The sequence below is a fragment of the Ideonella sp. WA131b genome (assembly GCA_023657425.1).
GTDB lineage: Bacteria > Pseudomonadota > Gammaproteobacteria > Burkholderiales > Burkholderiaceae_C > Rubrivivax.
This window is the reverse complement of record JAGTJW010000002.1, coordinates 461,482-477,002: the sequence shown is the minus strand read 5'-3', so window position 1 is coordinate 477,002 and position 15,521 is coordinate 461,482. Positions and strand designations below refer to the sequence as shown.

Below are 15,521 nucleotides of genomic sequence, written 5' to 3'. Positions count from 1 at the left end.
CACGCGTTTGCCGGTGGATCGCCGCACCGACTTCACGAAGGACTGACCGATGAGTGACGCCAGCGAGTTGCTGCCCAACTTCGTAGCCGGCCGCTGGCAGGCCGGCACTGGCGCCGGTATGCCGCTGCTCGATCCCGTCACCGGCGACGAGCTGGTGCGCGTGGACGCCACCGGCCTGGACCTGCCCGCCGCTTTCGCTTTTGCCCGCGCCCAGGGCGGCGCAGCCCTGCGGTCGCTCAGCTACGGCCAGCGCGCCGCGCTGCTGGCCCGCATCGGCGCCGTGCTGCAGGCAAACCGCGACGCCTACTACGCGCTCTCGCTGGCCAACAGCGGCACGGTGAAGAACGACACCGCAGTGGACGTCGACGGTGCGATGTACACGCTGGCGCAAGTCGCGAAGTGGGGGGCCGCGCTGGGCGAACGCCGCTTCCTGCTCGAGGGCGAGGCTGCGAAGCTCAGCAAGGAGCCCTTGTTCCTGAGCCAGCACGTGCAGGTCTCGACACCGGGCCTGGCGCTCTTCATCAACGCCTTCAACTTCCCGGCCTGGGGCCTGTGGGAGAAGGCCGCGCCGGCGCTGCTCAGCGGCGTGCCGGTGGTGGTGAAGCCGGCCACCGCCACGGCCTGGCTCACCCAGCGCATGGTGGGTGACGTCGTCGACGCCGGCATCCTGCCGCCGGGCGCGCTGAGCATCGTCTGCGGCAGCTCGGCCGGACTGCTGGACGCGCTGGAGCCCTTCGACGTGCTCTCGTTCACCGGCAGCGCCGACACGGCCGCGGTCATCCGCCGCCACGCCGCGGTGGCCGAGCGCTCGGTGCGCACCAACATCGAGGCCGACAGCCTGAACAGCGCGCTGCTGCTGCCCGGCGAGGCGCCGGGCTCCGAGGCCTTCGAGCTGCTCGTCAAGGAGGTGGCCCGCGAGATGACGGTGAAGTCGGGGCAGAAGTGCACCGCCATCCGCCGCGTGCTGGTGCCTGCGGCGCTCTACGGCGCCGTGGCCGAGGCCGTGTCGGCGCGCCTGGCGCGCACGACGGTCGGCAACCCGCGCAACGAGTCGGTGCGCATGGGCGCACTCGTCAGCCGCGCGCAGAAGGCCGCGGTGCTGGACGGCCTGGCCCGGCTCAAGACGCAGGCCGAGCTTCTGCACGACGGCGCCCGCGCCGTGCTGGTGGACGCCGACCCGGAGCGCTCGTGCTGCGTGGCACCCACGCTGCTGGGCGTGCGCGACGCCGACGCAGCGGGCCTCGTGCACGAGCACGAGGTCTTCGGCCCCGTGGCCACACTGGTGGCCTTTCGCGACCTGCCGCACGCGCTGGCGCTGGCCCGCCGCGGCCAGGGCTCGCTGGTGGCCAGCCTGTATGGCAGCGACGCCGGCACGCTGGCCGCCACCGCGCTGGAGCTCGCCGCCAGCCACGGCCGGGTGCACGTCGTCAGCCCCGAGGTGGCGGCCACGCACACCGGCCACGGCAATGTGATGCCGCAGTCGCTGCACGGCGGCCCCGGCCGCGCGGGCGGCGGCGAAGAGCTCGGTGGCCTGCGCGCGCTGAACTTCTACCACCGTCGCGCTGCGCTGCAGGCCGGCAGCGCCGTGCTGGGCGCGCTGGGCTGAGGCGTGGCCAGCCACCGTTCGGGCTGAGCCTGTCGAAGCCCTTGCTCAAGCACCCAGAACCCGGAGACCCGCCCATGACCACCGAGCTCCCCGTCGAAGCGCCGCCCGAACGCTTCAACTTCGCCGCGCACCTGCTGGCGCTGAACGCCGCGCGCGGTGCCAAGGCCGCGTTCGTGGATGACAGCGGCCTGCTCACCTACGCCGCGCTCGATGCCCGTGTGAAGCGCGTGGCCGCCGGCCTGCGGGGCCTGGGCCTGAAGCGCGAGGAGCGCGTGCTGCTGCTCATGCAGGACGGGATCGACTGGCCCGTGGCTTTCCTGGGCGCGCTGTACGCCGGCCTCGTGCCGGTGGCGGTGAACACGCTGCTCACGGCCGACGACTATGCCTACATGCTGGAGCATTCGCGCGCCCAGGCGGCGCTGGTGAGCGGCGCGCTGCTGCCGGCGCTCAACGCCGCGATGGTGAAGAGCGACCACGAGGTGCAGAAGGTGATCGTGTCGCGGCCCGTCGCACCGCTGCACCCGGCCGAGACCGACTTCGAGGTCTTCACCAAGGCCCAGGCGCCGCTGGAAAGGCCCGCGCCCACCGGCCGCGACGATCCGGCCTTCTGGCTCTATTCCTCCGGCTCCACCGGTCGTCCCAAAGGCACGGTGCACTCGCACGCCAACCCCTACTGGACGGCCGAGCTGTATGGCCGCGCGGTCCTCGCCCTGCGCGAGGACGACGTGTGTTTCTCGGCCGCCAAGCTGTTCTTCGCCTACGGCCTGGGCAACGGGCTGAGCTTCCCGCTGAGCGTGGGCGCCACCGTGCTGCTGATGGGTGAGCGGCCCACGCCCGAGGCCACCTTCCGGCGCTGGAAGGGCCAGGTGCACGGCCCGGGCGGCGAGGACCGCCCTTCGGGCTTCAAGCCCACGGTCTTTTTCGGCGCGCCCACGGGCTTTGCCGGCATGCTGGCCTCGCCCGCGCTGCCCGCGCGGGGCGACGTGAGCCTGCGCCTTTGCAGCAGCGCCGGCGAGGCGCTGCCGGCCGACATCGGCCAGCGCTTCAAGGCGCACTTCGGCGTCGACATCGTCGACGGCATCGGCAGCACCGAGATGCTGCACATCTTCATCAGCAACAAGCCCGGCGACTGCCGCTACGGCACCACCGGCTGGCCGGTGCCGGGCTACGAGATCCAGTTGCGCGGTGACGATGGTGGCCCCGTGCCCGACGGCGAACCGGGTGACCTGTACATCCACGGCCCGAGCGCCGCGATGATGTACTGGGGCAACGCCGCCAAGACGCGCGACACCTTCCAGGGCGGCTGGACCAAGAGCGGCGACAAGTACATCCGCAACGCCGACGGCACCTACACCTACGCCGGCCGCAGCGACGACATGCTCAAGGTCAGCGGCATCTACGTCAGCCCTTTCGAGGTGGAGGCCACACTGGTTCAGCACCCGGCGGTGCTCGAGGCGGCCGTGATCGGCGTGCCCGACGCCGAGGGCCTGACCAAGACCAAGGCCTACGTCGTGCTCAAGGCCGGCGCCGAGGCGAGCGAGGCCGAGCTCAAGGCCTTCGTGAAGGACAAGCTCGCGCCCTACAAGTACCCGCGGCTCATCGCGTTCGTGACCGAGCTGCCCAAGACGGCCACCGGCAAGATCCAGCGCTTCAAGCTGCGAGAACGTGAGGCCCGCGCTTGAGCCCCGCGTTCGTCGATGTTCAATGGGCCGGCCGCCCGGTGAGCATCGAGCACGCCTGGGTGGGCGAGGGCGCCGAGACGATGGTCTTCCTGCACGAGGGCCTGGGCTCGGTATCGATGTGGCGCGACTTCCCGGCGCGCCTGTGCGCGGCGCTGGGCTGCCGCGGGCTCGTCTACTCGCGCCCAGGCTATGGCCGCAGCACGCCGCGGGCGGTGGACGAGCGCTGGGCGCCCGACTTCATGCACCGCCAGGCCTTCGAGGTGCTGCCGGCGCTGCTGGCGGCCTTGGAGATGCCGGCGCCGTTCGCGTTGTTCGGCCACAGCGACGGCGGCTCGATCGCGCTGCTGCACGCTGCCCGCTTTCCTGAGCGCGTGAGCCGCTGCGTCGTGCTGGCGCCGCACATCCTGGTGGAGGACCTGTCGATCACCAGCATCGAGCAGGCCCGCACCGCCTACCTGACGACCGACCTGCGCCAGCGCCTGGCCCGCCACCACGACGACCCCGACTCGGCCTTCCGCGGCTGGAACGACATCTGGCTGGATGCGCGTTTTCGCGGCTGGAACATCACGGCCGAGATCGGCACCATCGCGTGTCCGCTGCTGGCGGTGCAGGGCCTGGACGACGAGTACGGCACGCTGGCGCAGATCCGCGGCATCCGGGAACGGGTGCCGCAGACGCAGCTGCTCGAGCTGCCCGGGTGCGGTCACTCGCCGCACCGCGACCAGCCCGAGCGCCTCATCGCCGCCTGCGGCGCGTTTTTCCCACACCACCACCCGGAGACGACACCTTGAACATCACCCGCATCGCCCTGGCCGCCGCCATCGCCCTGGCCACGCCGCTGGCCGCCCAGGCGCAGGCCAAAGTCAAGGTCGGCCTCATGCTGCCGGCCACCGGCACCTTCGCGGCGCTGGGCACCGCCATCGAGAACGGCTTCCGGCTCTACGTGGCCGAGCAGGGCGGCAAGCTCGCCGGCCGCGAGATCGAGTTCGTGCGGGTGGACGACGAGAGTGACCCGTCCAAGGCCACCGACAACGTCAACAAGCTGATCAAGCGCGACAACGTCGACGTCATCGTCGGCACCGTGCACTCGGGCGTGGCGCTGGCCATGGCGCGCGCGGTGCGCGAGAGCGGCACGCCGCTGATCGTGCCCAACGCCGGGGCCGACGCCATCACAGGTCCGCTGTGCGCGCTGAACATCGTGCGCAGCAGCTTCAGCAACTGGCAGCCGGGCTTTGCCACGGGCGTGATGGCGGCCCAGAAGGGCTACAAGCGCGCCGTCACCATCTACTGGAACTACGCCGCCGGCCAGGAGTCGGCCAAGGGCTTCACCGAGGCCTTCGAGAAGGGCGGCGGCAAGGTCATCAAGGACTTGGCGCTGCCCTTCCCGAACGTCGAGTTCCAGGCGCTGCTGACCGAGATCGCCGCACAGAAGCCCGATGTCGTGTTTGCGTTCTTCGCCGGCGCCGGCGCGGCCAAGTTCGTCAAGGACTACGACGCCGCCGGCCTGCGCAAGACGACACCGCTGATCGGGTCGGGCTTCCTGACCGACGGCGTGCTCGAGGCGCAAGGCACCTCGGCGCAGGGCCTGCTGACTGCGCTGCACTACGCCGACGGCCTGAACACGCCCCGCGACAACAAGTTCCGCTCCGCCTACGCCATCCGCTACAAGCTTCAGCCCGACGTCTATGCCGTGCAGGGCTACGACGCGGCGCAGATCCTCGCCGCCGGCCTGAACGCCGTGAAGGGCGACCTGGCCAAGCGCGAGGCCATGCTGACGGCCATGCGCAAGGCCAGCGTCGACAGCCCGCGCGGCAAGTACACGCTCGCCGCCGCCGGCAACCCGGTGCAGGACTTCTACATCCGCGAGGCCAAGGGTCGCGAAAACGCCATGACGGGCATCGCCGTCAAGGTGCTGCCCGATCCGGCGCGCGGCTGCAACTTGCGCTGAGGCACCGCACTCCGCCAACGACCCCTGCGCCGCATGGACCTCGCCACCTTCCTCATCCAGTGCCTGAACGCGGTGCAGTACGGGTTGCTGCTGTTCCTGGTGGCCAGCGGGTTGACGCTGATCTTCGGGATCATGGGCGTCATCAACCTGGCCCACGGCAGCTTCTACATGATCGGCGCCTACATGGCGTTCGCACTGTCGCCGCCGGTGGCCGCCACCTTCGGCGGCGGCTTCTTCTCGGTGCTTGCCGTGGGCGTGGTGCTCGCGGTGCTCCTGGGCTACGTGCTCGAGTGGGCCTTCTACAGCTACCTCTACGAGCGCGAGCACCTGCAGCAGGTGCTCATGACCTACGGCCTCATCCTGGTATTCGAGGAGGTGCGCAGCCTCATCGTTGGTGACGACGTGCACGGCGTGCCCGTGCCGCCGCTGCTGAGCGCGGCGCTGCCGCTGGGCGAGATGATGACCTACCCGGTGTACCGCCTGTTCATCTCGGGCGTGTGCATCCTGCTGGCCGTCGGCATGTACGTCGTCTTCACGCGCACGCGGCTGGGCATGATGATCCGCGCCGGCAGCACCAACCGCGAGATGGTGCAGTCGCTGGGCGTGGATGTCTCCTTCCTGTACCGCGTGGTGTTTGCGGCCGGCGTGGCGCTGGCGGCCTTCGCGGGCATGGTGGCGGCGCCCGTCAGCAGCGTCTACCCCGGCATGGGGCAGTCGGTGCTCATCATCTGCTTCGTGGTGGTGGTCATCGGCGGCATCGGCTCGATCCGCGGCGCGCTGGTGGCGGCGCTGCTGATCGGTTTTGTCGACACCTTCGGCAAGGTGCTGCTGCCCTCGGCGGCCGGCGTGCTGGTGTATGTGCTGATGGCGCTGATCCTGTTGTGGCGGCCCGACGGCCTGTTCAAGGCGGGGTGATGGACCACCCCCGCAGCGCCTTCGGCGCTCCCCCTCGAGGGGGCGCCGCCATCGGCCCGGCCAAGCCGGATCCGCGGCGGCCGCCTGACTGGAACTCCAAGCCATGACGGTGAATCGTGGACAGATCGGCTTCGTTGTCGGAGCCTTTGCCGCGCTGGCGGTCTACCCGCTGTTCGCCGGCAGCTATGGCCTCGACCTCGTCGCCAAGATCATGATCTTCGCGATCTTTGCGCTGAGCCTGGAGCTGCTCGTGGGCGGCACCGGCCTCGTGTGCTTTGGCCACGCGGCCTTCTTCGGCATCGGCGCCTACGCCGCGGTGCTGCTGAGCCCGGGCTTTGAGCCCGCCAACCTGCTGTGGCTGCTGCCGGCCTGCGTGGCCGCGGCGGCGCTGTACGCGCTGGCCGTGGGCGCGCTCAGCCTGCGCACCAAGGGCGTGTACTTCATCATGGTGACGCTGGCCTTCGCGCAGATGGCCTACTACGTGGTGCACGACACGCCGCTGGGCGGCGGCACCGACGGCATCTATCTCAATGCCAAGCCGACCATCCCCGGCGTGTTCGAGCTCCAGGGCGGCGTGGTGATGTACGGCTTCGCGTGGGTGGCGCTGCTGGCCACGTTTGCGCTGCTGGCGGTGGTGTCGCGCTCGCGCTTCGGGCGCGCGCTGGCGGGCATCCGCGTCAACGAGCAGCGCATGCGCGCCACCGGCTTTGCCACCTACCCGTACAAGCTGGCGGCCTTCACGCTCAGCGGCGCCATCGCCGGTCTGGCGGGCTTCCTGTATGCGGTGAAGGACGGCTACGTGAACCCCGAGCTGATGAGCTGGCACCTCTCGGGCTCGGTGCTCATCATGGTCATCCTCGGCGGCATCGGCCACCTGCGCGGCGCGCTCATCGGGGCCTTTGCCTATGTGCTGCTGCAGGAGTTCTTCAAGAGCGAGGCCATCTTCGGCGGCTTCGCCCGGCACTGGCACCTGGGCATGGGCCTGACCATCATCGCCAGCGTGGCGCTGCTGCCGCGCGGGCTGGTGGGCATCCCGGGGCAGCTGGCGGCGCGGCTGGCCGGGCGTGCCTCACGGCGTGCCGAGGCCAACCCGGGCCTGAAGGAGCAGCGATGAGCGCGACGATGCCAACGCCCGGCGAGGGTCTGCCCGGCGAGGTCCTGCTCCGCGGCCGCGGCATCACGCGCCGCTGGGGCGGGCTGGTGGCCGTCAACGAGGTCTCGCTCGAGCTCTGGCGCGGCGCCGTGCACGCCGTCATCGGCACCAACGGCGCCGGCAAGAGCACGCTGATCAACATCCTCTCGGGTGAGTTCCCGCCCTCGGCCGGCACGGTGGCGCTGCTGGGCCAGGACATCACCGCCTGGTCGCAGCCCCGGCGCGCGCGTGCCGGCCTGGGCCGCAGCTACCAGCGCACCACCATCTTCCCGAGCTTCTCGGTGCTCGAGAACTGCCGCCTGGCGGCGCAGTCGCGCACGCCGCGACCGTGGGCTTTGTGGGAGCCCGCCGGGCGCTGCCAGCCCAGCACGGCGGCCGCGCGCGAGGCCGCGGCACGCACCGGCCTGGCGGACTTTCTCGAACGCCCGGCCGGCCTGCTGAGCCACGGCCAGAAGCGGCAGTTGGAAATCGCGATGTGCCTGGCCACCGCGCCGCAAGTGCTGCTGCTCGACGAGCCGCTGGCCGGCATGGGTGCCGAGGAGACCGAGCGCATGCTGGCGCTGCTCGTCGAGTTGAAGGCCGACCACGCGATCCTGCTGGTGGAGCACGACATGGATGCCGTCTTCCGCGTCGCCGACCGCATCACGGTGATGGTCAACGGCGGCGTCATCGCACACGGCACGCCCGAGGCCGTGCGCAGCGACGCGCAGGTGCAGGCGGCCTACCTCGGCGGGCATTGAGCATGAGCCACCCCAGCGACCCCATCCTGGACGCCCGCGAGATCCATGCCTGGTACGGCAGCAGCCACGTGCTGCACGGCGTGGACTTGCAGATTGCCCGCGGCGAGACCGTGGGCCTGCTCGGCCGCAACGGCATGGGCAAGAGCACGCTGATCCGCACGCTGCTGGGCCATGTGGCGCAGCGCGAGGGCCAGATCCGCCTCTTCGGCGAAGACTTCTCCCGCGGCCGCCCGCACGAGGTGGCGCGCCGCGGCGTGGCCTACGTGCCCGAGGGCCGCGGCGTCTTTCCCAACCTCAGCGTGCGCGAGAACCTGGTGATGGCCGCCCGGCCGGCCAAGGTGGCGCCGCGCGGCCAGGGCTGGAGCCTCGAGCGCGTGCTGGCCACCTTTCCGCGGCTGGCCGAGCGCATCGGCCACCCGGGCGCACAGCTCTCGGGCGGCGAGCAGCAGATGCTGTCCATCGGCCGCGCGCTGATGACGCAGCCCGAGCTCATCATCCTCGACGAGGCCACAGAGGGCCTGGCGCCGCTGATCGTGGCCGAGATCTGGCGCGTGATTGGCGAGATCCGGGCCGATGGCATCGCCACGCTCATCGTCGACCGCAACTACCGCAAGGTGCTGGAGCACGCCGACCGCGCGCTGGTGCTGCAGAAGGGCGCCGTGGTGCTGCAAGGCGGCAGCAGCGCGCTGCGCGAAGACGCAGCGCTGGCGGAGTTCCTGGGCGTCTGAGCCGGGCTCAGGCGGCGGCCGGCGCCTCGGCGCGCGGCTGCTCGCTCAGGCGGCCGGCCTCCATGCGCAGCTGGCGGTCGCAGCGCGCGGCGATGGCGCGGTCGTGCGTCACCAGCACGAGCGTCGTGCCGGCCTCGCGGTTCATGTCGAACATGAGGTCCATCACCTTGGCGCCGGTGGCGAAGTCCAGGCTGCCCGTGGGCTCGTCGGCCAGCAGCAGCGCGGGCTTCGTGACGAAGGCGCGCGCCAGCGCCACGCGCTGCTGCTCGCCGCCGCTCATCACGCGCGGGTAGTGGCCGAGGCGCTCGCCCAGGCCCACGCGCTGCAGCATCTCGGTGGCCTGTGCGCGGGCGGCGGGGTCGCCCTTGAGCTCCAGCGGCAGCATCACGTTCTCGAGCGCCGTGAGGTTGGCCAGCAGCTGGAAACTCTGGAACACGAAGCCCACTCGTTCGGCGCGCCCGGCGGCGCGGGCGTCCTCGTCCATCGCAAAGAGGTCGATGCCGGCCAGGCGCACGGTGCCCGAGCTGGGCACGTCCAGGCCCGCCAGGATGGACAGCAGCGTGCTCTTGCCCGAGCCCGAAGCACCGACGATGGCCACGGATTCCCGCGCCACGAGCCGGAAATCGACCTCATGCAGTATGGTGAGCGTCCCGGTGGCGTCGGCCACCTGCTTGGTGAGACGGTCCACCGCGATGATGGGTTCAGACATGAAGGGGTCGTGCCGGCCGGCGCAGGCTGCGCGGCGGCGCTGGGTGGTTGCTGCGGTGCGGCACTGTAGCGCGCTGCTCCTGGCGGGGCTGGCGCTGCCCGCGACGGCCGCCCAGGCGCCAGGGGCACCCGCGGCGGCACCGTCCGCGGCCACGCAGCCGGTGATCCTGGTCGTGGGCGACAGCCTATCGGCCGAGTACGGCCTGGCGCGCGGCACCGGCTGGGTGAACCTGCTCACGCAGCGCCTGGCCCGCGAGAAGCTGCCGTGGCGCGTGGTCAACGCCAGCATCAGCGGTGACACCACCTCGGGTGGTCGCACGCGGCTTGCGGCGCTGCTGCGCGAGCACCGGCCGCGCGTGGTGCTGATCGAACTCGGCGGCAACGACGCGCTGCGTGGCCTGCCGCTGGACATGACCCAGGCCAACCTCACCGCCATGACGCAGGCCGCCAAGGCCGCCGGCGCGCGTGTGCTGATCGCCGGCATGCAGGTGCCGCCCAACTACGGCCGCCGCTACGGCGAGCAGTTCACGCAGCTGTTCGCCTCCGTGGCCCGGATTGAGGGCGCGGCGCTGGTGCCGTTTTTCCTGGCTGGCGTGGCCGACGTGCCCGATGCCGAGCGCTACTTCCAGCCCGACCGCATCCACCCCACGGCCGAGGCGCAGCCGCGGATGCTGGACAACGTCTGGCCGGCCCTGCGCCCGCTGCTGCGGGCGCCCGGCTGATCCGCGCCCGCAGCGGCGAGCCCCCGCCCAGCCGCGTGTCCACGCCCCGCGGCACCCGCACCCGCTGGCGAGCGTCCGACATCGCGGATCACACCGTGGTGCCGCCCACGCTCCTAGACTGGCCGCCAACATGCAAGCGCAACTCAACGACCGCATCACCCGCGTCGGCCCCGGCACGCCCTGTGGCGAGCTGCTGCGGCGCTACTGGCAGCCCGCGGCGCTGCTCGACGAATTCGAGCCGCGCTTCGATCCGCGCATGGCCCAACGCCCGCTGAAGGCCGTGCGGCTGCTGGGGCAGGACCTCGTGCTGTTCCGGGACGACGAAGGCCGCTGGGGCCTGCTCGACCGCGACTGCCCGCACCGCGGCGCCGATCTGGCCTTCGCCCGCCACGAGGGCGACCGCATCCGCTGCCCGTTCCACGGCTGGGCCTTCGACGCCGAGGGTCGCTGCCTGGAGACGCCGGCCGAGCCCATCGGCAGCACCTTGTGCCAGCGCGTGCGCCAGCGCCGCTACCCCACGCAGGTGGTGGCGGGCGTGGTGTGGGCGTACCTGGGGCCCGAAGGCGGCGAGCCCCCGGCGCTGCCGGCGCTCGATGCCTTCGTGGCGCCGGCCAGCCACGCCTTTGCCTTCAAGGGCCAGTGGCACTGCAACTGGCTGCAGGCCGTGGAGGTGGGCATCGACCCCGCGCACCCGAGCTTCCTGCACCGCATGCTCGACGACGCCCCCGGCACCGACGCCTACGGCCGCCAGTTCCGCAGTGCCAGCGTGGGCGACGTCGACGGTCAGCGCTGGCCGATGACACGGGTGATGCGCGAGCGCTGCAGCCCCGAGATCCGTCACGAGGCCGTCATGCCGGAGATCTCGCCAGGGCTCACGCGCATCACCACGTTGCGCCATATCGACGAACGCCACACCCATGTGCGCGTGACGAACGCGCTGTTCCCGCAGACCTTCGTGATCCCGCTGTCGGACACGCTCACCATCACGCAGTGGCACGTGCCCGTGGACGACACGCACACTTACTGGTACAGCTTCTTCACCAGCTTCGGCGCGCCGCTGGATCACGAGACGATGCGCGCGCAGCGCCTGCCACACCTGACCCTGCCCGACTACGTGCCGCGCCACGGCCACCACGACGACTGGGGCTTCAACCCCGAGGAGCAGCGCACGCGCACCTTCCTCGGCCTGGGCGAGGACGACATCAACCGCCACGATCAGTGGGCTGTGGAGAGCATGGGCCCGATCCAGGACCGCACGCGCGAGCACCTGGGCACCAGCGACAAGGTCATCATGGCCAACCGGCGCACGCTGCTGGCCGCCATCGACACGGTGGCCGCCGGCGGCGCGCCGCCGATGGCGCTGGACGCCGCCTCTGCGGCGGCGCTGACGGGCCCGGTCACCATCGACTGCATCGCGCCCGCGCAGGGCTGGGAGGCGCACTGGGCCGACAAGGCCCGCGCGCTGCGCGAGGCCGCGCCCTGGTTGGCCGAGCCGTCCCCCGCCCCGGCCGCGCCGGCATGAGGCCGGCCGATCTGCGGGCCCACGAGGCGCCCACGAACGCGGGCGAGCTGTTCGCCCGCGTGGAGGCCGCGGGCCTGGAGCAGGTGCGCGTGGCCTGGGCCGATCTGCAGGGCACCCACCGCTGCAAGACGCTGGTGGTGGGCGGTGCCTTCGGCACGCGCGCGCTGGCCGCGGCGCTGAAGCACGGCGTCGGCATGGTCAGCACGCTGCTGCTGAAGGACAGCGCCGACCGCACCGCGCTGCCGGTGTTCGAGCCTGGCGCGCTCGACGGGCTCGCCGGCTTCGGCGCCGCCAACAACCTGCTGCTGTGGCCCGAACCGGCCAGCTTCGTCGTGCTGCCCTGGGCGCCGCGCACCGGCTGGCTGCGCGCCACGCCGCGCTGGACCGACGGGCGTGCCGTGGAGGCCGATCCGCGGCAGGTGCTCATCCGTGCGCTCGAGCGGCTCGCCGCCGCGGGCTACACGCTGCGTGTGGGGCTGGAGCTGGAGTTCCACGTCTACCGGCAGGGCGCCGATCCGCTGCCCGCGGCCGTGGACGGCTGGCCCGCCGAGCCCGCGGCGGTGCACGCGCTGCACCCGGGCCACGGGCTGCTCAACGAGGCCTGGGCCGACCGCTGCGATGCCGTCTTCGCCACCGTGCGCCGCGTGGCCGCGGGCCTGGGCCTGCCGCTCACCAGCCTGGAGGTCGAGTTCGGCCCCAGCCAGGTCGAGGCCGTGTTCTCGGCCACCGACGCGCTCACCGCGGCCGACCACCTGCTGGCCTTCCGCAATGGCGTGCGCCAGGCGCTGGCGCGCGAGGGCTGGCACGCCACCTTCATGGCCAGGCCGCCGCTGCCCGGCGCCATGGCCAGCGGCTGGCACGTGCACCAGAGCCTGGCCACGGCCGGCGGCCCACATGCCGGCAGCAACGCCTTCGTGCGGCGCCAGGCCGGTGGTGGGGCGCACGAGGCGCGCGCGGTGCTGTCCGATGCCGGCGCGCACTGGCTCGCCGGGCTGCTGGCGCATGCGCCGGGCTTGGCCGGTCTGAGCGTGCCCACGGCGGTGGGCTTCGAGCGCTTCAAGGGCAGCCCGATGGCGCCCACGGCCGCGCATTGGGGCTTCGACAACCGCGGCGCGATGCTGCGCGTGATCGGCGGCCCCGGCGACGCGGCCACGCGCATCGAGAACCGACTCGGCGAGCCGCTGGCCAACCCCTACCTGTGCCTGGCCGGGCAGGTGGCCGCGGGCCTGGACGGTCTGACCCGGCAGCTCGAACCCGGCCCCGCGGTGCGCGCCCCGTACGGGCCGCAGCCCGCGCCGGTTCCGGCCACGCCCAGCGCCGCGCTGGACGCGCTGGCCGCCGATGCCGTGCTGACCGAGGCCCTGGGCCCCACGATGCTGCGGGTGCACGAGGCGGTGCGCCGGGCCGAGATCGCGCGCCGCGCCGCGGCCGACGACCCCGGGGCCTGGGACCGCCGCGAGCTCTTCGGCCGTTTCTGAAGCCGCCTTCGCCCAGCCATGCCCCTGCGGCATGACAGCTAGTCGGGAATGCCGCAGGGTGGCGGTGTGCCGGGCGCCACGACAATCCGCCGCAGCCCGAGAGCCCACCCGCCGATGCCCACGATCCACTTCGTCCACGCCGACGGCCACCGCGTCACGGTCGAGGACGCCAGCGGCCGCAGCCTGATGAGGGCGGCGGTGGCGGGCGGCGTCGAGGCCATCGCCGCCGACTGCGGCGGCACGCTGAGCTGCGCCACCTGCCACGTTTTGCTCGACGAGCCCTGGCGCAGCCGGCTGCCCGCGCCTTCGGCCGACGAAGACGCCATGCTCGAACTCACCGCCACCCCGCGCGAGGCCGGCAGCCGGCTGTCGTGCCAGATCGTGCTCGACGCTGCGCTCAACGGGCTCGTCGCGCGTCTGCCGGCGCGGCAGTACTGAAGCCCCCAGCGCCATGCGTGTGCTCGAGCTTCTCGCCAAGGCCTGCGCCGTGTTCGCCGGCCTGTTGCTGACCGCGATCACGCTGATGACCGTGGTCAGCGTGATCGGCCGCAACACCACGGGCTGGACGCTGCTGGGCGACTTCGAGCTCGCCGGCTCGGCCGCCGGCGCGGCCATTGCGCTCTTCCTGCCCTGGTGCCAGTGGGAGCGCGGGCACATCATCGTGGACTTCTTCACCACCCGCGCCAGCGAGGCCACGCGCGAGCGGCTCGACCGCCTCGGCGCCTTTGTGCTGGCCGCGGTGCTGGGCTTCATGACCTGGCGCAGCGCCGTCGGCGGCCTGAACGCCTGGGATACCCAGAGCGGCTCGATGATGCTGGGCTTTCCGGAGTGGATCGTCTATGCCGGCATCGTGCCCGGCCTCGGCCTGGCCAGCGTGATCGCGTTGGCGCAAGGCCTGCGGGGCTGCGCGCCCGCGGCGGAGGCCGCGCCGTGAGCCCTTTGGCGCTGACGCTGCTGATCTTCGGTCTGATGCTGGTGCTGATGGCCATCCGCGTGCCGATTGCGGCCTCGATGTTCGTGGCGGGCGGCCTGGGTTACCTGTTGCAGGCCGGCTGGCTGCCGTTGGCCAATTTCCTCAACACGCAGGCCTTCGCGCGCTTTGCGAGTTATGACCTCAGCGTGATCCCGCTGTTCATCCTGATGGGCAACTTTGCCACGCAGGGGGGCTTGAGCCGCGCGCTGTTCGTGTTCGCCGCCGCCGTCATGGCGCGCTTCAAGGGCGGCCTGGCGATGGCCTCGGTGCTGGCCTGCGCGGCCTTCGGGGCCATCTGCGGATCGAGCGTGGCCACGGCGGCCACCATCACCCAGGTGGCGCTGCCGGAGATGAAGAGACACGGCTACTCCGGCCGCCTGGCCACCGGCACGCTGGCCGCCGGCGGCACGCTGGGCATCCTGATCCCGCCTTCGGTGCCGCTGGTGATCTACGCCATCCTCACCGAGCAGAACATCGCCAAGCTGTTTGCCGCGGCGATGGTGCCGGGGCTGATCGCGATGCTGATGTACATGGTGGCCATCGCGATCTACGTGCGCGTCGTGCCCGGCCATGCGCCCGAGCACGACGAGGCGCCCGCGCTCACGCTGAAGGCGCTGTCGGGCATCGTGCCGATCGCGCTCATCTTCCTCGTCGTGTTCGGCGGCATCTACGGCGGCGTGTTCACGCCCGCCGAGGGCGCGGGCGTGGGCGTGGCGGCCACCTTCGTGGCGGCGCTGGCCAAGCGCGAACTCACCTGGGCCAAGTTTGCGCACTGCTTCACCGCCACCGCGGCGGCCTCGGGCATGATCTTCCTCATCTTCCTGGGCGCCGATCTCATGAACGCCGCGCTGGCGCTCACGCAGGTGCCGGGGCAGCTCGCTGAGATCGTCAAGGGCTGGAGCATCCCGCCGGTGGCGGTGGTGGGTTTGATCCTGCTGTTCTACGTCGTGCTCGGCGCGGTGATGGACGAGCTCAGCATGATCCTGCTGACGATCCCGATCTTCTTCCCGGTGGTGATGGGCCTGGACTTCGGCCTGCCGAGCGAGAGCGTGGCCATCTGGTTCGGTGTGATGGTGCTCATGACCGTGGGTTTTGGCCTGCTGGCGCCGCCGGTGGGCCTGAACGTGTACATCGTCAACAGCCTCGCCCGCGACGTGCCCATCGCCGAGAGCTACCGCGGCGTCGTGCCCTTCCTGCTGGCCGACACGCTGCGTGCGCTGCTGGTGTTGTTCGTGCCCGCCATCGCCCTGTGGGTGCTGCCCTTTGTCGGGTGAACCCTGAGCACCCGGCGCAGGGCTCCGCGTTAACTTTCCCCGGCAGGCAAGCCGCCTCCATCACCCAAGCCC

The 15,521-nt window shown here is 71.8% G+C and carries 15 protein-coding genes; 14 read left to right on the top strand and 1 reads right to left on the bottom strand.

Annotated features, from left to right (window positions below; genetic code table 11):
• The first annotated feature begins 49 nt into the window (after window positions 1-49).
• The 8 genes from KA711_12195 to KA711_12160 all read left to right on the top strand — a co-directional run bounded on the left by KA711_12195 (window position 50) and on the right by KA711_12160 (window position 8,772).
• Window positions 50-1,606 (top strand): 3,4-dehydroadipyl-CoA semialdehyde dehydrogenase, encoded by a 1,557-nt coding sequence (locus tag KA711_12195; GenBank protein MCM0609730.1) that lies wholly within the window; start codon window positions 50-52, stop codon window positions 1,604-1,606.
• Window positions 1,607-1,680: 74 nt separating this feature from the next.
• A complete protein-coding gene (locus KA711_12190) occupies window positions 1,681-3,288 on the top strand; it encodes a benzoate-CoA ligase family protein (GenBank protein MCM0609729.1) in 1,608 nt (535 codons plus the stop codon).
• A gap of 80 nt (window positions 3,289-3,368) precedes the next feature.
• Window positions 3,369-4,079, top strand: coding sequence for an alpha/beta hydrolase (locus tag KA711_12185; GenBank protein MCM0609728.1), 711 nt, complete (start codon window positions 3,369-3,371; stop codon window positions 4,077-4,079).
• Window positions 4,076-5,236 carry an ABC transporter substrate-binding protein gene (locus KA711_12180; protein MCM0609727.1) on the top strand — a complete coding sequence of 387 codons (1,161 nt, stop codon included), beginning with the start codon at window positions 4,076-4,078 and terminating at the stop codon, window positions 5,234-5,236. The genes KA711_12185 and KA711_12180 overlap by 4 nt, the downstream gene beginning before the upstream one ends.
• A gap of 33 nt (window positions 5,237-5,269) precedes the next feature.
• Window positions 5,270-6,151 carry a branched-chain amino acid ABC transporter permease gene (locus KA711_12175; GenBank protein MCM0609726.1) on the top strand — a complete coding sequence of 294 codons (882 nt, stop codon included), beginning with the start codon at window positions 5,270-5,272 and terminating at the stop codon, window positions 6,149-6,151.
• Window positions 6,152-6,254: 103 nt separating this feature from the next.
• Window positions 6,255-7,265, top strand: a complete 1,011-nt coding sequence (locus KA711_12170; GenBank protein ID MCM0609725.1) for a branched-chain amino acid ABC transporter permease — start codon at window positions 6,255-6,257, stop codon at window positions 7,263-7,265.
• A gap of 8 nt (window positions 7,266-7,273) precedes the next feature.
• The gene (locus tag KA711_12165; protein MCM0609724.1) at window positions 7,274-8,044 is read left to right on the top strand and encodes an ABC transporter ATP-binding protein; all 771 of its coding nucleotides are present in this window, start codon (window positions 7,274-7,276) and stop codon (window positions 8,042-8,044) included.
• A 2-nt stretch (window positions 8,045-8,046) separates the two neighbouring features.
• Window positions 8,047-8,772 carry an ABC transporter ATP-binding protein gene (locus tag KA711_12160; protein MCM0609723.1) on the top strand — a complete coding sequence of 242 codons (726 nt, stop codon included), beginning with the start codon at window positions 8,047-8,049 and terminating at the stop codon, window positions 8,770-8,772.
• A gap of 7 nt (window positions 8,773-8,779) precedes the next feature.
• On the opposite strand, the gene KA711_12155 is transcribed toward KA711_12160, so the two are convergent.
• Window positions 8,780-9,481 carry an ABC transporter ATP-binding protein gene (locus KA711_12155; protein ID MCM0609722.1) on the bottom strand — a complete coding sequence of 234 codons (702 nt, stop codon included), beginning with the start codon at window positions 9,479-9,481 and terminating at the stop codon, window positions 8,780-8,782.
• On the opposite strand from KA711_12155, the gene KA711_12150 reads away from it, so the two are divergent.
• The 6 genes from KA711_12150 (at window position 9,363) to KA711_12125 (ending at window position 15,449) form a co-directional block, all read left to right on the top strand.
• Window positions 9,363-10,202 carry an arylesterase gene (locus KA711_12150; protein ID MCM0609721.1) on the top strand — a complete coding sequence of 280 codons (840 nt, stop codon included), beginning with the start codon at window positions 9,363-9,365 and terminating at the stop codon, window positions 10,200-10,202. The genes KA711_12155 and KA711_12150 overlap by 119 nt on opposite strands.
• Before the next feature lie 130 nt (window positions 10,203-10,332).
• Complete coding sequence (locus tag KA711_12145; GenBank protein MCM0609720.1) at window positions 10,333-11,724, top strand: Rieske 2Fe-2S domain-containing protein; 1,392 nt, start codon at window positions 10,333-10,335, stop codon at window positions 11,722-11,724.
• Window positions 11,721-13,202: a glutamine synthetase gene (locus KA711_12140; GenBank protein MCM0609719.1), complete on the top strand. Its 1,482-nt coding sequence runs from the start codon at window positions 11,721-11,723 to the stop codon at window positions 13,200-13,202. Before KA711_12145 ends, KA711_12140 begins: the two co-directional genes overlap by 4 nt.
• Before the next feature lie 114 nt (window positions 13,203-13,316).
• On the top strand, window positions 13,317-13,640 hold the full coding sequence (locus tag KA711_12135) for a 2Fe-2S iron-sulfur cluster binding domain-containing protein (GenBank protein MCM0609718.1): 324 nt from the start codon (window positions 13,317-13,319) through the stop codon (window positions 13,638-13,640).
• Between the two features lie 13 nt (window positions 13,641-13,653).
• On the top strand, window positions 13,654-14,136 hold the full coding sequence (locus tag KA711_12130; protein MCM0609717.1) for a TRAP transporter small permease: 483 nt from the start codon (window positions 13,654-13,656) through the stop codon (window positions 14,134-14,136).
• Complete coding sequence (locus KA711_12125; protein MCM0609716.1) at window positions 14,133-15,449, top strand: TRAP transporter large permease; 1,317 nt, start codon at window positions 14,133-14,135, stop codon at window positions 15,447-15,449. Before KA711_12130 ends, KA711_12125 begins: the two co-directional genes overlap by 4 nt.
• The last annotated feature ends 72 nt before the right edge of the window (window positions 15,450-15,521 follow it).

Excerpts from the sequence above, each read along its gene's own strand:
- KA711_12175 (MCM0609726.1), top strand. The coding sequence starts at position 5,270 with ATGGACCTCGCCACCTTCCTCATCCAGTGCCTGAACGCGGTGCAGTAC.
- KA711_12195 (MCM0609730.1), top strand. The coding sequence starts at position 50 with ATGAGTGACGCCAGCGAGTTGCTGCCCAACTTCGTAGCCGGCCGCTGG.
- KA711_12185 (MCM0609728.1), top strand. The coding sequence starts at position 3,369 with ATGGTCTTCCTGCACGAGGGCCTGGGCTCGGTATCGATGTGGCGCGAC.
- KA711_12160 (MCM0609723.1), top strand. The coding sequence starts at position 8,047 with ATGAGCCACCCCAGCGACCCCATCCTGGACGCCCGCGAGATCCATGCC.
- KA711_12190 (MCM0609729.1), top strand. The coding sequence starts at position 1,681 with ATGACCACCGAGCTCCCCGTCGAAGCGCCGCCCGAACGCTTCAACTTC.
- KA711_12130 (MCM0609717.1), top strand. The coding sequence starts at position 13,654 with ATGCGTGTGCTCGAGCTTCTCGCCAAGGCCTGCGCCGTGTTCGCCGGC.
- KA711_12145 (MCM0609720.1), top strand. The coding sequence starts at position 10,333 with ATGCAAGCGCAACTCAACGACCGCATCACCCGCGTCGGCCCCGGCACG.
- KA711_12135 (MCM0609718.1), top strand. The coding sequence starts at position 13,317 with ATGCCCACGATCCACTTCGTCCACGCCGACGGCCACCGCGTCACGGTC.
- KA711_12165 (MCM0609724.1), top strand. The coding sequence starts at position 7,274 with ATGCCAACGCCCGGCGAGGGTCTGCCCGGCGAGGTCCTGCTCCGCGGC.
- KA711_12150 (MCM0609721.1), top strand. The coding sequence starts at position 9,363 with ATGGCCACGGATTCCCGCGCCACGAGCCGGAAATCGACCTCATGCAGT.
- KA711_12155 (MCM0609722.1), bottom strand. The coding sequence starts at position 9,481 with ATGTCTGAACCCATCATCGCGGTGGACCGTCTCACCAAGCAGGTGGCC.
- KA711_12140 (MCM0609719.1), top strand. The coding sequence starts at position 11,721 with ATGAGGCCGGCCGATCTGCGGGCCCACGAGGCGCCCACGAACGCGGGC.
- KA711_12170 (MCM0609725.1), top strand. The coding sequence starts at position 6,255 with ATGACGGTGAATCGTGGACAGATCGGCTTCGTTGTCGGAGCCTTTGCC.